The organism is Kitasatospora sp. NPDC057692 (assembly GCF_042799475.1).
GTDB lineage: Bacteria > Actinomycetota > Actinomycetes > Streptomycetales > Streptomycetaceae > Kitasatospora.
Genome location: NZ_JBHVIV010000020.1, coordinates 47,900 through 63,570, shown reverse-complemented (window position 1 = coordinate 63,570; position 15,671 = coordinate 47,900). Strand labels below are relative to the sequence as shown.

Here is a 15,671-nt window from a genome sequence, read left to right as displayed (position 1 = left end):
CGCGGCGTTCCGAGAGCCGTGAGGCCTCGGAGGCCGTTGCGCACCACGGGAGCGGCGGACGTGGCCCGTAGACGGGCAGTGGTGCCGCCGGACCGTGGTCGTGCCGGCGCCGAAGGGCGGCCGTTGCCGCGTTCGGGCTGCGGCACGGTTCGAGCTTTCACGGCCGACCAGTTGTTGCGCAGCCCTCCCCGCCGCTCGAAACAAAGGCCGCCCCGCAGGCCGCAACGACCGCCGGAACGAGACAGGTCGCCGGGAAGCCGTTGCGGCGGCTCTCCGCGGCCCGTACGTTGACGCGGTCCGGTGGTGTCGCCGACGGGGGAGGACACGGGATGGGGCGTCAGGAGAGCCCGCTGGATCCGGCCGCCGGGCCGGTCCAGTGCTTCGCCTCCGAGCTGCGCCGGCTGCGCCGGGATGCGGGGGACGTGACCTACCGGGTGATGGCCGGCCGTACCCGGTATTCGGTCGCGACGCTGTCGCGGGCGGCCGGGGGGCAGCAGCTTCCGTCACTGCCGGTGGCACTGGCCTACGCGGAGGCCTGCGGCGGGGACCTCGCGGAGTGGGAACGGCGTTGGCACGCCGCGGTGCGGGAGGTGGCCGCAGGGGAGGGTGACGACGGCGATGCGCCGTACCGGGGCCTGGCCCGCTTCGAACCCGGTGACCGGGACCGGTTCTTCGGCCGGGACCGGCTCGTAGCCGACCTGCTGGCCCTGGTGGACTCCCGCCGTCTGGTCGCCCTCGTGGGCGCCTCGGGCAGCGGCAAGTCCTCCCTGCTGCGCGCCGGGCTGATCCCGGCGCTCCGCGACCGGGGTACGACGCACGCGGGCCCGGCCGCCATCCGGATCCTCACTCCGGGCCCGCGGCCCGCCTCCGACCGCGCCGCGCTGATGGCACCGGGGGACGGCACGGGCGACACGGTGCTGGTGGTGGACCAGTTCGAGGAGGCGTTCACGCTGTGCACCGATCCGGCGGAACGCGCCGCCTTCATCGACCTGCTCCTGGCGGCGTGTGATCCGGACAGCCGATTACGGGTGGTCCTCGCGGTGCGGGCGGACTTCTTCGGCCGCTGCGCGGACCACCACGGCCTGGCCGTGGCCCTGCGGGAGGCCGCGCTGCTGGTCGGGCCGATGGGCCCGGCCGAGCTGCGGGAGGCCATCGTCAAGCCGGCCGCCGGCGCGGGCCTGATCGTCGAACGCGCCCTCACCTCAAGGATCATCGAGGAGATCGACGGCGAGCCGGGCGGACTCCCACTGCTGTCGCACGCCCTGCTGGAGACCTGGCGCCGCCGCAAGGGCAGGGCACTGACAGAAGCCGCCTACGAAGCCGCCGGCGGGGTGAACGGCGCCATCGCCCGCACCGCGGAGCGGGCCTACGACGGCTTGACGCCGGAACAGGCCACCACCGCGCGGCGAATCCTGCTGCGGCTGGCCACCCCGGGCGACGGCGCGCAGGACACCGGCCGTCCCGCCGACCGCACCGAACTGGAGTCCCTGGGCACCGGTGACACCGGCACCGGCACCGCGGCGGTGCTGGAAGACCTGGCCCGTGCCCGGCTGATCACCCTGGACGGCGACACCGTCCACCTCGCCCACGAAGCCTTGATCAGCTGCTGGCCGCGCCTGAACGCGTGGGTCGAGGACACCCGCGACAGGCTGCGCCACCACCGGCTCCTCACCGGAGCCGCCAAGGCCTGGGAGGAACTGGACCACGACCCCGGAGCCCTCTACCGGGGCACCCGCCTGTCAGCGGCCGAAGCCGCCTTCGCGTCTGCCGGGCACCGCGACGACCTCACCCCGCTGGAGTCCCGCTTCCTCATCGCCGCCCTCACCGCCCGTGACCAGGAGAACCGGAAGACCGCGCGCTCCGCCCGGCGGTTGCGGACCCTGCTCGCCACACTGTCCGCCCTGGTCGTGCTCGCACTGCTGGCCGGGGTGATCGCGTGGCAACAGCACCTGACCGGCGAACGCCGCCGTACGGAAGCCGCCGCCCGCCGGGCCGCCGCGGTGGCGGACGGCATGCGCTCCTCCGACCCCCTCACGGCGATGCGGCTGAGCGTCGCCGCGTGGAAGACCGCCGATCTACCCGAGTCACGGTCCGCACTGCTCGGCGCCGCCGTGCAGCCGGACCAGGACGTCTTCACCGATCCGCCGTCGAGTGGAGCCGTCCCGCAGACCCACTTCCTCAGCGGCGACGGGCGCACTCTGGTCGCGGTCAGCCGCGACGAGGTGGTGAGATGGGACGTCGACACGCATCGGCGGGTGGCATCGCTGCCCGGCCTGGGAGTCATGGCCGATGACGTGGAGGACATGAGTGCCGACACCCGGACACTCGCCGGGTTCCAGCCCAACTATGTGAACGTGTGGGACGTGCCTCCGGAACGCTCCGGCGCCATCCCGGTGACACGCCACGTGTTCGGTCCCGGCCTGATCGGGAACGCGTCCCGGTTCGGTCCGAGCGGACGGACCCTGCTCATCTACGCCGTCGCCGGCCCGGACAACGTGATCCAGGTCCGGGATGTCCGCGACGGCCGGTTGCTGCTCGAACGACATGCCAGAGGCGGCGAGCGCAGGCCCGTCGGTCCCGACGAGCTGCGCCGCGTGCCGGAGGCCAGGCAGCGGCGGATGTGGGTGGAGAACCGCATGCAGTACTACCCGTACCCCGATGCGTCGCTCAGCCCCGACGACCGCCTGCTGGCACTGTGCCTTCCGGGCGAGCCGGTCCAGGTGTGGAACGTGCCTGAGCAGCGCCAAGTCCCCACGCCCTGGGCTCCCGATGTCACCGCGCAGCAGTGCCTCAACCAGGCGGTCGGGTTCATGCCGGACAGCCACCGGCTGACAGTCGTCGACAGCGGTGGAGTCCGGATCTGGGACATCGCCACGGGCACGGAACTCCCGCGGATCGACCACCCCGACATCAGGGAGACGGCGTTCAGCGCGGACGGAACGCTCATGGTGGCGTCCGACGGCAAGGAAGTCTCGCTGTGGAGCCTCGACACACCATCGGTCCCGCTCCTGCGGCACCCACTCGCCAACACCGACGCCAGCCAGTTCAGACTTGATCCGGCCGCACACCGGATCCGCTACCTGGAGGGCTCGACCGGAGCCGTGGTCCGCACCATCGACCTGACGAACGCCCTTGCCCCGGCCTGGGTGAGCCGACCGATCGCGGCTGCCGTATTCAGCCCCGACGGCAGCACGCTCGCCACACTGCCGTCCCCCGAGGGCGGGGACACGTACCGCTTCCAACTGCGCGACCTCCACAGGCCAGGACACGTCGTCGACCTTCCCGCCACGTCCTGCACCTCACGGCGCCGCATCCCGTTGCCCTGTACGGTCCTCATGGCGTTCCGTCCCGACGGGGGAGCGTTCGCCTTCAGTGTCTTCGACGTCTTACAGGGGAATTCATCCCCCAGGGTGTCCATCTGGGACGTCTCCACCGTCAGGGTCACCGCGACCCTGGACCTCGTGGCCGGTGAGAGGCTCGCGGTCTCCGCGGTCAACGCGATCACCTTCACACCGGACGGAGGATCGTTCCTGGTGTCACGGCTGCCGCAGGATGAGGCGGTGGAGGTCTGGGACCTGTCCCAGGGCGGTGCCAGGATCCGGGTGATCTCCGGCATCGGCGGAGAACAACTCGCCGTCCGACCGGACGGACAGCTCCTCGTCACCTCTCACAACCAACTCGCCGACCTGCCAGCAGGCCGCGCGAACCCTCGGACCCTCACCCAGAACACGACCCACACCGTGGCGTTCAGCCCGGACGGCGCGTACCTGGCCACCGGCGACGAAGGCGGCCGCGTCACACTCTGGGACGGCAACGCCGAGCGGAACCTGGGTGTGCTGCCCGGCACCTTCAGGCCCAATGCCGCAGGGGCGTCCGACCCGATCTCCGCACTCGCCTTCTCCCACGACGGCCGCACCCTGGCCGCCGCGGGCACCGACGGTACGCTGCGGATGTGGGACCTCCCATCCCGCCAACCACTCGGCCCAGCCCTCCCCACGCCGGGAGGTGCCACCCTCACCCTGGCGTTCGGCCCCGACGACCGAACCCTGCGCATGGCGACCGAGCACGTACCGGCACACGAGGTCGTGGTGGCCCCGGACCAGGAGGCCGCCGACATCTGCGAACGAGCCGGAGGCGGACTGCCGAAAGCCGACTGGGACACGTACCTCCCCGAGGTGCCCTACCGGAAGATTTGCTGACCGTGCCGGCAGGATGCGTCTGGGGGCGTTCTCGCTGTGGGTGGCTTCGTGCGTCCTTGGTGATGGTCTCGCCGGCTCTATTCCGCAGGTCCGTCGGACCGTCGGACTGGCAGGATCGGTTCCATGTCGACAGATCCCTTGCTGGCCAGAGCCCGTGGGCTGTGGGAGGAACTCGCTTCGGTGCCCGTGTCGTTCGCGCCGGCGGGAGGTGTGAGCGTGGTGGTGTCACCGGAGTCGAGGATGTGCCCCTCGGGTTGGGTGGGCCTGGTGGTGCTGGGCGATTCGGCGATCGTGACCGCGCCCAGCGAGGACACGGCTGAGACGGTGCGCGACGCGCTGGCCAACCTTCCGGTGGGGGCCGTCGCCGGCGCTCATGCGGTCCGTGGGGTTCTGCCGGTGGCCCGGCTCCTCGGCCCCGCGGCGCTGGCATATGTGTCCGATGACGGGTTCCGGCCCGTGGCGGTCAGCGGGCTGACGGCGGAACAGGTTCCGGGAGAACATCCTGATCTTCGGAAGCTGGAGCACACGGCGGGCGCGGACGACTCGGACGAGGCCGGGCTGGGCGAGATCACCTCACCCGCGTTCGTGATCCGTGAGGGTGGCGAGGTCGTCGCTGCTGCCGGATATCGCTCCTGGCCGAGCCGGACCGCCCACGTCAGTGTGCTGACCGCCCCCGAACGGCGGGGGCGGGGCCTTGCCCAGGCAGCAGGCTCCGGGGCGGTGGCGCACGCGTTGACGGCCGGATTGCTCCCGCAGTGGCGGGCCCGGGTGCCTGCATCCCGGCGGGTCGCACTCGCGCTGGGCTTCCGAGAGCTGGGCGCCCAGCTCAGCGTGGAACTCGCATAGGAAGCGGGCCGGAGCCCGGCCGCTACCACGTCCTTCCTGGCCCACGTCTTCGACTCCTACGCCGAGACCCGGCCCGGATCCAGTGGCGTGCCGCTGGCCTCGGCCTCGGCCTGGGTTCCGGCCGGGCGCTCGGCGACCATGTCGGTGAGCTTTGCCGAGCTGGCGATGATGTTCTGGCACGGCGGCGGCTGGATCATCCGCCACTCCTCGGCGTGTCGAACGCGGCCGGCCTCCTCGGCGACTTCACCACCGACGAATGGACGGCGCCCGCCGGCGCCCGCCGGGACTGGAACGCCATCCGGCTCCCGCCATCCGGCCCCCGTGGTCCGGCTTCCGTGGCGCCGATCCGACGGTCCGGAGGGCTCCGCCGCCCGGCCGGATCCGGAATCGGGGTGAACGACTCAGGGAGAACCCTGAGTCACCCCGCGGTCCCTCGGGGTTCTTCCGGGGGCGGTGACCATGGCGGCCCGTCGCCCGCCCGTGATCCCATCGAGATGCAGGGGGACGAGCCAGGAAACTCCGTCGTACCAGGAGAGGCCAGGCCATCGGATGAACCGCCGTACCGCACACCGGACCAGCCGTGCCACCGGCACGCCCGCGGCCGCCCGCCGCCGGCTCGCCGCCGTGCTCGCGGCCACCGTCGCACTCACCCTCGCCGCCGTCCCCGGCCCCGCCGCGGCCGCCGCGCCGCAGGACGCCGACCCCCAACTCCAGTCGCGCTACATCGCCATGCCCGACGGCGTCCGCATCGCCGTCGACGTCTACCTCCCCGCCGGCACCGCTCCCGGCGCCGACCTGCCCACCGTCCTGTCCGTGCAGCGCTACTGGCGCGCCCGGGCGCAGGCCGGCCGCAGCGGCGGCATCACCGAAGCCGCCCGCCGCTGGACCGCCCGCGGCTACGCCTACGTCACCGCCGACCTGCGCGGCACCGGTGCCTCCTTCGGCACCCTGACCTCCGAGCCCAGCGACGAGGCCGCCGCCGACGCGGGTCCGCTCAGCGACTGGATCGCCGCCCAGCCCTGGTCCAACGGCCGGGTCGGCACCACCGGCGATTCCTACGGCGGGGACACCGCCATGCTCGCGGCCTCCCTCGGCAACCACCACATCGCCGCCGTCGCGCCGATCTCCTACGACTTCGACGCCTACGAGGACCTGGCGCGCCCCGGTGGCGTGCTCATCGAACCCCGGCTCGCCCCGTACGCGATGCTGCTGCGCATCCTCGACGGCACCGGCGGCACCACCTGCGAGACCGACGAGGAGACCCGCAAGCTCTGCGACCTCGTAGGACTGCGCGGCGTCACCCCCCGTCCGGTGGACGGTGCGGACGGCCCCGCGCTGCTGGCCGCCGCCCGGGCCGAGCACGTCGACAACGTCAACCAGACCGAGATGGCGCGCGCCGGTACCCACCGCGACTACCGGGACGGGCCCAAGGCCTGGAAGGCCGGCAGCGTCGCCGAGCGCACCGAGGCCATCGAGGCGGGCGGCGTGCCGGTGTTCACCAGGGCGGGCTGGCTCGACGCGGGCACCGCCAACGGCGTGCTCTCCCAGTTCAGCGCCCTGTCCAACACCCAGGACGACTGGATCGGCCCCTGGAACCACAGCGCCACCTGGTTCGCCGACCCGTTCCGCCCGGCGCGCCCGGTCACCGCCGCCGAACGCGAGGAGAACGATCAGCGCGTCGTCGCCTTCTTCGACCACTACGTGCGCGACGGAGCCCGCCCGGACGGCCGCCGCCGGGTGCACTACTACACCTTCAACGAGGGCACCTGGCGCACCACCGACCGCTGGCCGGTGGCCGGCACCCGCACCCGCCGGCTGCACCTCGGCGAGGACCACACCCTCGACCGCCGCCGCCCGGAGCGCGCCGGAACTGACCGGCTGGTCCTCGACCCGACCGCCGGCACCGGGGAGTTCGACCGCTGGAACACCAACCTCAGCGGCGATCAGGTCAGCTACCCCGACCGCGCCGCCGTGGACGCCAAACTGCTCGGCTACACCACGGCCCCGCTGACCGAGGACACCCGGGTCACCGGCAGCGCCAAGGTCACCCTCGACGTCACCGGTCTGGCCGGCTCCGACCGGGGCGCGCTGCACGCCTACTTGGAGCACGTCGCCCCGGACGGCCGCGTCACCTACCTCACCGAAGGCCAACTCGCCCTCACCGAAAGGGCCGTGGCCGACCGGGACGACAACCCCGACTGGCGCCGGCTGCGCACGCCCCGGACCTACGCCGCCGCCGACTCCGCGCCCTTCCCGCAGGGCCGCGCCCAGCGCGTGGTGATCGACCTCCAGCCGGTCTCGGCGCTGTTCCGCGCGGGCGACCGGATCCGGCTCAGCATCGCCGCCGCCAACCCCGACTCCTTCGAGCTGCTCCCGGCCGACGGCCGGGCCGCCTACCTGATCGGCCACGGCGGCGGGCGGGCCTCGGCACTGGACCTGCCGGTGGTCGGCTGACCCCGGCCGGACGCCCGCCCCCGCCGGGCGACGCCGAGCGGGCGCCGCGGGAACCGACGGCGCTGCCCGGCTACCACCGCGACGTGCGCCGGTGGCGCCCGGGGACGTTCCCCGTCAAGTCAGCGTGTTGAACACGAGTCGTCCTCGTAGCAGGGTTCGGGCAGGCTCTGCTGGCCGAGGCGTTCACACAATGCCGGTCGGGTGGCTTTGTCACGAGAACGGACAGCAGATGTTCACCGCTTCGGGAGGCGCGAGAGTCTGGTGCTGTTCGATTGCCGGACGGCTAGAAGAGGCCAGCCGAGGTGCTCTGCGTGAGGTTCTCGAGGATCGTGCGCAGCCACGGGCTGCGCACGGCTGGTAGCCGGACCAAGGTGTGTTGGAACGTTCCCCAGTCGGCCCGGAACAGGTGGTTGGGCAGCAGCGGAAGCGGGTAGTCGCGGAGGACGTCCTGGGCTATGCGGCCCGACGCGGGAACCGGCAAGTTTGGTTCGGGAGAGACCAGCCACAGCCACACCCCCAGCGGCAGGGGCACCAGGTATGCCGGTGCGGTCGAGTCTGCAGGGGTCCAGGACCAGCCCGTCTTGGGATGGACGGGGACGAGGAGGATGTCGACGCCCGCGTCCGGGGAGGGCTGTCCCGGTCCGGCCAGGACGGCATGCCGCTCCCGGGTGCCTGCCGGAAGCAAGGCGTCGAGCGCGCGTTGGAACACGTCCGCGGTCAGGCCGTCCGGAACCTTCACCGGCTGCCCCTTGGAGGCAATCAGAAGGTGGGCGAGCGCTTGGCCGGCTGCCGCCTCCCACTGTGGACTCCACGACCAGTAGTGGTTGGGCCCCAGCCGTCCTCCCCACGTGGCGATCGGCTCGAACGGGGGTGTTCTCTCCCCCTTCTCTGCCAACTCCGCCCAGGACAGGGGTACGGCGTGGATATCGTCGACGGGGACGCGGTGCACGACGTCTGAGCCGAGTCTCACCATCTGCCAGAGCGAGCAATCGTCGACCCTGGTCGCCACGGGGAGGTCGCATGCCTCGCAGGCCATGTTGGGCCCGTCGGCTCCGTCGATGCCACAGCAGGCACCGCCACGCTTCTCGGGAATCAACCGGGTTCCACGGATATCACCGGGCGCAATGACACTGGCCCCGGGCGTGCCGTCGGACAGGGAATGGACTGGCGCGTAGATGCCGCGCGCCTCAGCCTCGCCCGGATCAATCTCGTCCCACAGCCGCCACGGTCCTCCCCAAGGGTCCGGGTCCACGGCAAACGTCCCGGATTCCATGAGCACCGGAAGCTGGGCCCCGTTCCCGTACTGCTGACGGGCGTGTACCGGCAGTGAGACCTGGGACAGCGGGACGGTCAGCTCGGCGCCGCATCCCGCACACACGAAAACGAACAAACTTCCTCCGCCTGGGAAACAGACGCATCGTCGCAGCTCACCGGCGGGTGGCCAACATGTTTTCTCATCTGCTGTGGGAACGGCACCGTCACCGTCGCGGAGTGTCAACGCAGCGCGAGCAGATGTCAGCCGCCGCCTCGGACTCCGGCAAGCGACTCACTCGGTGTTCGAATTCCCGGTGTGCTGAGGTGTCTCCCGAAGTGGTGAACATCTGCTGTCCGTTCTCGTGAACAAAGCCAATCGGGTCCACGCGATGGAGATCCTCGTCATTTTCAGGATCGAGCCTTCAGCCTGCTCGTACCCGGCGCTCGGGCCGACCGGTTTCCGGGTCGAGGGCTACCACGAACACCTGGCCGCCCTGGATGGCCAGCTTGATCCGGTCGGGTCCGTCCCATTCTGCCGAGGTCAGGGCGTTGTCGGGGGCGTCGCCGTTGAAGTAGCCGACCGGCCACCGTCGTGCGGTCAGGCCGGAGCCGGCGTCCACCGAGACCCACCAGAGCGGATCGATCATCGCGGCGCCCTCGTGGATCACCAGGCTGCGGTCGGAGCGGCCGGGAGCCGGCCGGTCCGCGGTCTTGTACGGCATGCTGCCGAAGACGAGCAGTGCGAGGGGCGAGGCCAGCAGTGCGCAGCCGAGGAGCGGGACCAGCAGCAGGGTCCTGGTCATCCGGGAGCGGATCCCGATCAGGAGGGCGAGGACAATCAGCACCAGGACCGCGGCGCCGTACGGCAGTGGGTGGTAGAAGACCTCGATGAGCACCACCAGTCCGCCGTACCAAGCGGCTTGAGCCGCGGCGTAGGTCAGTGCGGTGAGCAGCACCGCCGCCGTGAGCAGTCCGAGCGCGATCGTCCGTCGCTTGCGCCGCGACCAGCGGGGCCGGTCCGGGGGTGTGCGCACCTGCGGGGGCCGTGTGGGCCGTGGAGGGTGGGGTGGCGCCGTGGGTTGCGGGGGAGCGGGCGGCGGACCCGCCGCCCCCTGTGCCGCATTGCCCTCGGACACCGGTTCCCCGGAGACCGGGTCCTTCGTTGGTCGACCGCTCTCGTCCACAGCCCGGCCCCCGGTCATGACACCCCCGCCGAGTTGATCAACCTAGGGGGACAGGCTAAGGCTCGGACACGCCGATTCAACAGGGAAGCCGTCGGCCTGCCCGACCTCGGCCTCGCCGCGGTCGCCGGCTACGGCCTCGACCTGCGCCGCCTGGTCGTCGCCGACCATCCGGGCGAGCACGCCGCCGAGGTCGTCACCTGCGCCTGGAGGTCACCGCGTCCCGCTGGGTCCGGGCCGTTCTCCACGCCGCCTTGCGGCGCGCCCATGAGACCTCGCGTCGGATCCTGCCCTGCCGTCCGGGCCTGGTGGGACATCGGGATAATAATTTGGATTGATCTTGGATGCCGGCTGGTGCCGGGCGAGGGGCGGGCGGGGTGCGGATCAACGTTCTGGGGCCGCTTCAGGTTGTCCGGGGTGGGGACGGGGCGGCCTTCGAGGTCGGCGGGGCGCGGCTTCGGCTGCTGCTGGTCCGGCTGGCTCTCGACCCCGGGCGCGTGGTCACCCGTGAGCGTCTGGTGGACGACCTGTGGGCGGACACGCCGCCGAAGGAGCCCGCCGGCGCCCTGCAGTCCCTGGTTTCCCGGCTCCGCCGGGCGCTGGGGGGCGACCGGGCGGTGATCGGTTCGCACCCCGCCGGGTATCTGCTGGATCTGCCCCGGGCGAGTGTGGACGCCTGGGATTTCGAGCAGCGGGTGGCCACGGGGCGGGCGGCGCTGACGGCGGGCCGGCTCGCCGAGGCGGTCGCGCTGCTGGACGGGGCGCTGGAACTGTGGCGCGGGGCACCGTTCACGGACGCCGCGAGCGCCGGCTTCGGCTCCGCGCCGGCGGCCCGGCTGACGGAGCTGCGGCTGGCGGCGGTCGAGGACCGGGCAGACGCCCTGCTCGCCCTCGGCAGCACCGGAGCGCTGTCGCGGCTGGTCTCCGAGCTCACCGGACTCTGTGTCACCCACCCGCTGCGCGAACGGGCCGCCGTCAGGCTGATGCGCGCGCTCCACGCGGACGGGCAGCAGGCGGCGGCGCTGGAGGTGTTCGAACGTACCCGGCGGGCGCTGGCCGAGGACCTGGGTGCAGACCCGTCGGCCGAACTGCGGGACGCCCACCTGCAGGTGCTGTCCGGCGCGAAGCCGCCGGCGCCCAGGCCGGCCCCGGCTGCTGCCCGGTACCCGGTCGGGCGGGCGGCACTACCCCGCTGGCTCACCGCCCTGGTCGGTCGCGAGGAGGCGCTGGGAGCGGTTCGGGAGCGACTGCACCGCTCCCGCCTGGTGACGCTGACCGGGCCGGGCGGCGTCGGAAAGACCCGGCTGGCGATTGCGGCCGCGAGCGCCGCCCCGCCCGCGACGGACGTACGGCTCGCCGAACTCGCGGGCGTCAACGAGCCGGAAGCCGTGGTCGAGGCCGTGCTGATCGCGCTCTGCCGTCCGGCGGAGGCCGGTGTGCTGGCCGGCGGCCTGTCCGCAGGCGACCAGGCCGGGGATCCCGTCGACCGGATCGTCCGGGCCCTGGAGGGCCGTGAGGTCCTGCTCGTCCTGGACAACTGCGAGCATCTGATCGAGGACGTGGCCCGGTTGACCCAGGGCCTGCTGGCCGCCGCGCCCCGGCTCACCGTGCTGGCCACCAGCCGAGAACCGCTCGGCATCACCGGCGAGGCGCTCTGGCCGGTGACACCGCTCGCCGTGCCCGCGCCCGGATCCACCGCCCGGGAAGCGCTCGCGCACCCGGCCGTCGACCTGTTCACGGAACGGGCTGCCGCAGCCCGCCCCGGCTTCACGCTGGACCACGACACCGTCGAGCCGGTCGTCCGGATCTGCCGCGAGCTGGACGGCCTGCCGCTGGCCCTCGAACTGGCGGCGGCCCGGCTGCGGGCCCTGAGCCCCGGACAGGTCGCGGCGCGACTGCACGACCGGCTCCGGCTGCTGGACCGCGGCTCACGCACCGCTCCCGACCGGCACCGCACCCTGCGCGCCGTCATCGACTGGAGCTGGAACCTGCTCGACGAGGACGAGCGCGTTCTGCTGCGACGGCTCTCCGTCTTCGCCGGGGGAGCGACCCTCCCCGACGCGCACCTGGTCTGCGCCGACACCTGGCCGAGCGGGCCGGCGCCCGACCCGACGGATCTGGAGGACCTGCTGGCCTCCCTGGTCGACAAGTCCCTGGTCACGGCCGCCGGGCGGGAGACCGGCACGGTGCGCTACCGGCTGCTGGAGACGGTTCGCGCCTACGCTGCCGAACGGCTCGTCGAGGCCGGCGAGGACGGCCGAACCGGCGCCGCCCACCTGCGCTGCTTCGTCGAGCTCGCCGAGAACGCCGAACCCCGGCTGCGGACGGACGGCCAGATCGGTTGGCTGGCCCGGCTGGACGCGGAGCAGGGCAACCTGAACGCGGCACTGGGCCGGGCGGTCGCCGTCGGCCCGCCGGAGTACGCGCTGCGGTTGACCGCCGCCCGGGCCTGGCCCTGGCTGATGCGCGGCCAGGGCCGTGAGGCCGGTGAGCGGGCGGTGGCCGTTCTCGCCGCCCACGGCCGCACTCCGCCGCCCAGCCTGGAGCAGGCACACGCCCTGTGCGTGATCCTGGCCCAGCTCACCGCCCCGCTCCGGGAGAGCGGCGAGTCCGGGATCCCACCGGAGGCGATGAGTACAGCGCTGGTCACGGCACAGCGGGCCGACCACCCGGTCGCCCTGGCCGCCGCGCTGCTGCTCGCCCTGGCGGGGCCGCCGGAAGCCGTGGGCGCGACGGCGCAGCGGTACGCCGAGCACCCCGACCGGTGGACGCGGGCCGCCGCCCATCTGGTGCTCGGCCGGATCGAGTTGGGCGCGGGCCGGACCGGGCACGCCGAGCACTGCCTGCGGACCGCGGTGGACGGCTTCCGCGCCCTGGGCGACCGCTGGGGGCTGGCCATGGCACTGGTCACGCTCGCCGCGCTGCTGTCCGTTACCGGCGCGGCCGACGAAGCCCTCGCGGCGCTGACGGAGGCCGGGGAACGGGACGCCGAGATGGGCGGCTCCGGCGAGGCGCCGCTGTCCCTGCTGCTGTCGGGCCGGCTGAGGGCTCGCTGCGGCGAACCCGCCGCGGCCCGGGCCGACCTGGAGCGCGCGCTGGCCGCAGCCGAACGGGCCGGGGACCCGCACCTGCAGGCCGCCGCCCGCTACGCGCTCGGCGAACTCGCGCGGCGCGAGGGAGATTTGGAGGCGTCGCTGCACGGCCAGCAGGAGACGCTGCGGCGGCTCGAGCGGCTGCCGGCGACCGGCCCCGGCGCCCCCGCGCGCCTGCACCTGCTCGCCCTGCTGCACACCAGCCTGGCCCGCACCCGGCAGCGGTGCGGCGCGCCGGACGCGGCCGGGGCGCTGCACCGCCGAGCCCTGGAGCTGGCCGCCAGGAGCGGCGACCAGCCGGTGCGCGCGGACGTGCTGGAGGGGTTCGCGGAGTACTGCCTCGGCCTCGGGGAGGTGGCACGTGGCGCGGCGGCACTGGGCGCCGCGTACGGCCTGCGCGGGGCCCATGACGCGGGCGATCCGGAGCTGCGGGCCGTCCTGGACGGCTGCGCCGAGGCCCTCGGGGAGGCCGGCTTCCGGGCTGCCTGGGAGCACGGCCGGGCGCTGTCGCGACCGGAGTCGCTGGCCCTGGAGGCGGGCTGACCGGTCCCCCCGGTGGCACGCCGGCCGCGCCCCCGGGGTGGGTGCGCGGTCGGCCGGATGTGTGATCAGCCGCTGAACGGCGGCTTGGTGGGGGCGCAGACCGTACCGGGGGCGGGCAGGATGCCGTCGATCAGGTAGCGGGTCTCGTGCTCGGCGGCGCAGTCGCTGGGGTTGGACAGCACGGTGTGGCCGTAGCCGTCGACGGTCAGCAGCCGCGCGCGGGCGAGCGAGCGGGCCATCGCGCGGGACCCCTCGTACGGCAAGGCCGGGTCACCGGTGTTGGCGACGACCAGGACCGGTCGGGCGGTCGGGCGGTTCCACGGGCCGTCGTAGCGGTCGCGGTCCCGGGCCGGCCAGTCGGCGCAGCGCTCGTCGGCCCAGGCGAAGTACGGGCCGGCCTCGCCCGAGCGGGCCCGGGCGGACGCGGCGAGGGCGGGCCAGTCGGCCCGGGCGGGCGGGTTGGCGCTGTCCGAGCAGACCAGCGCGAGCGCCTGGTCCGGAGAGTGGCGGGGGACGGGCGGCAGCGGGGTGCCCGGCGCGGAGGGGGTCTCGGTGGCGGTCCAGAGCGCCTGGAGCGTGGTGCCGAGCCGGGTCCAGCCGGTGGGCAGGTTCGCGACGGGGTTGGTGGCGTACAGCGAGGTGATCGTCGCCTCCACGGCCGAGCCGGCGGTGACGGTCGCCCCGTCGAGCGCGACCGGCCGGGTGCGCAGCCGCTGGAGCAGCTCGCCGTACCTGGCCCTGGTCGCGGCGGCCGTCCCGGCGGAGAAGGCGCAGGTCCGGGGGCCGGCCTGGCCGCACTGGTCGAGGAAGGCGTCGAGGACGCGGGCGGCGGCCACGTCGCTGCCGTTGCGCAGCAGGGTGCCCGTGGTGGCGGCCTGGTCTCCGCGGCCGGTCGACCAGGCGACCGGGTCCGGGGCGCTGTCGAGGACCATCGCGCGGACCTTGCCGGGGAACAGGTTGGCGTAGGTGGCGCCGAGGTAGGCGCCGTACGAGGTGCCCAGGTAGCTGAGCCGGCGGTCGCCGACCGCCCGGCGGAGCAGGTCCATGTCCCGGGCCACGTTCGCGGTGGAGATGTGCGGCAGCAGGTCGGGGTTGCGGGCCGCGCACTGCCGGGCGAGGCGCCGGTAGGCGTCGGCCCAGGCCTTCTGCTGGTCCGCGCTCTCGGGGTAGCCGGCGGCTGTGCCCGCCAGCAGGGCCTGCTCGTCCGCCGGGTCGTCGAAGCACTGGACGGATGCGCTGCCACCGGTGCCGCGCGGGTCGAAGCTGACGATGTCGAAGCGCCGGCGCACCTCTTCGGGGAACTGGCCGAGCGTCGTGGGCAGGGCCACGGTGCCGGGCACGGCTGGGCCACCGGGGTTGTAGAACAGTGAGCCGATCCGGTGGGCTCGGTCCTGCGCCGGGTGCCGGATGATAGCGAGGTCGATCCCGGCGCCGCGCGGGTCGTGGTGATCGAGCGGGACGCGGGCGGTCGCGCATTCGAAGCCGTCCGCGCACGCCGCCCAAGCGAGTCGCGGCACCGGGGTGGTGTCCGGCGCGGCCACCGCGGTCGCCGGGCACACCGCGGCCAGCAGCACGGCCGCGGCGGCGCCGGCGACGAGCCGCCAGGAGACTGCCTCCCGCCGGTTCGAGGTGCGGGAGGCCCTGGGTCGGCGCGGTCCTGCGGCCGGGCCGGTGGGAGGGGAGGTGCGAGTCACGCGGGTGCCCTTTCGTCGACGGGCCGGGCAGTCGTAGGCGCTCCTCGGTCGCGGCGCATCCGCCCGGCACAGCGACAGTTGCGCACCACGCTGCCAGACCGCTGGCATCCCGCTGGCAGCGGCTCAGGCGCGGTCCGGCAGGGAGGGGGAGGCGCGCCAGTACGGCCCGCAGCCCGCCACCTCAGCTGCGGCCCTGGGAAGCAAAGGCTGGGTTGTCGAGGGCATTGCCGAGGGTGATCTCGGAACCGGGGAACCGGTCGGTGAGCATGGCCATCGTGCGGCGGAACATGTGAGGGCGGGCCCGGCCGGACGGGATCGGGGCGAGTCCGGGTCCATGCGGCGGTGCGGTTGACGTGGGCGATGGAGCTGTCGACGAGGGCGTCGGCGTGGGCCGCGTGCCGGGGCCGG

General features: G+C 73.7%; 8 protein-coding genes. 4 read left to right on the top strand and 4 right to left on the bottom strand.

All coding sequences use genetic code 11. The annotated features are described in order from the left end of the window. Positions 1 to 329: 329 nt before the first annotated feature. Positions 330 to 4,199: a helix-turn-helix domain-containing protein gene (locus tag ACFVFS_RS14280; RefSeq protein ID WP_380623760.1), complete on the top strand. Its 3,870-nt coding sequence runs from the start codon at positions 330 to 332 to the stop codon at positions 4,197 to 4,199. 123 nt (positions 4,200 to 4,322) lie between these two features. After that, positions 4,323 to 5,045: a GNAT family N-acetyltransferase gene (locus tag ACFVFS_RS14275; protein WP_380623758.1), complete on the top strand. Its 723-nt coding sequence runs from the start codon at positions 4,323 to 4,325 to the stop codon at positions 5,043 to 5,045. 56 nt (positions 5,046 to 5,101) lie between these two features. Here ACFVFS_RS14275 and ACFVFS_RS14270 read toward each other — a convergent pair whose 3' ends face one another. Then, the gene (locus ACFVFS_RS14270; RefSeq protein ID WP_380623756.1) at positions 5,102 to 5,242 is read right to left on the bottom strand and encodes a hypothetical protein; all 141 of its coding nucleotides are present in this window, start codon (positions 5,240 to 5,242) and stop codon (positions 5,102 to 5,104) included. 352 nt (positions 5,243 to 5,594) lie between these two features. Here ACFVFS_RS14270 and ACFVFS_RS14265 point away from each other — a divergent pair, with 352 nt between their 5' ends. Next, positions 5,595 to 7,499 carry a CocE/NonD family hydrolase gene (locus ACFVFS_RS14265; protein ID WP_380623755.1) on the top strand — a complete coding sequence of 635 codons (1,905 nt, stop codon included), beginning with the start codon at positions 5,595 to 5,597 and terminating at the stop codon, positions 7,497 to 7,499. A gap of 283 nt (positions 7,500 to 7,782) precedes the next feature. Here ACFVFS_RS14265 and ACFVFS_RS14260 read toward each other — a convergent pair whose 3' ends face one another. Together ACFVFS_RS14260 and ACFVFS_RS14255 are read right to left on the bottom strand one after the other, a co-directional pair. Next, positions 7,783 to 8,889: a hypothetical protein gene (locus ACFVFS_RS14260; RefSeq protein WP_380623753.1), complete on the bottom strand. Its 1,107-nt coding sequence runs from the start codon at positions 8,887 to 8,889 to the stop codon at positions 7,783 to 7,785. 286 nt (positions 8,890 to 9,175) lie between these two features. After that, the gene (locus ACFVFS_RS14255) at positions 9,176 to 9,787 is read right to left on the bottom strand and encodes a hypothetical protein (protein ID WP_380623751.1); all 612 of its coding nucleotides are present in this window, start codon (positions 9,785 to 9,787) and stop codon (positions 9,176 to 9,178) included. 524 nt (positions 9,788 to 10,311) lie between these two features. Between ACFVFS_RS14255 and ACFVFS_RS14250 the strand changes: the two genes are divergently transcribed. Next, on the top strand, positions 10,312 to 13,569 hold the full coding sequence (locus ACFVFS_RS14250) for a BTAD domain-containing putative transcriptional regulator (RefSeq protein ID WP_380623749.1): 3,258 nt from the start codon (positions 10,312 to 10,314) through the stop codon (positions 13,567 to 13,569). 65 nt (positions 13,570 to 13,634) lie between these two features. On the opposite strand, the gene ACFVFS_RS14245 is transcribed toward ACFVFS_RS14250, so the two are convergent. Then, entirely contained in the window at positions 13,635 to 15,263 is a 1,629-nt protein-coding gene (locus ACFVFS_RS14245; RefSeq protein ID WP_380623747.1) for an alpha/beta hydrolase, read from the bottom strand. Positions 15,264 to 15,671 lie beyond the last annotated feature (408 nt).

Bases quoted from the DNA above. Each gene is read 5' to 3' on its own strand.
- ACFVFS_RS14280 (WP_380623760.1), top strand. From the start codon at position 330: ATGGGGCGTCAGGAGAGCCCGCTGGATCCGGCCGCCGGGCCGGTCCAG.
- ACFVFS_RS14275 (WP_380623758.1), top strand. From the start codon at position 4,323: ATGTCGACAGATCCCTTGCTGGCCAGAGCCCGTGGGCTGTGGGAGGAA.
- ACFVFS_RS14265 (WP_380623755.1), top strand. From the start codon at position 5,595: ATGAACCGCCGTACCGCACACCGGACCAGCCGTGCCACCGGCACGCCC.
- ACFVFS_RS14270 (WP_380623756.1), bottom strand. From the start codon at position 5,242: ATGATCCAGCCGCCGCCGTGCCAGAACATCATCGCCAGCTCGGCAAAG.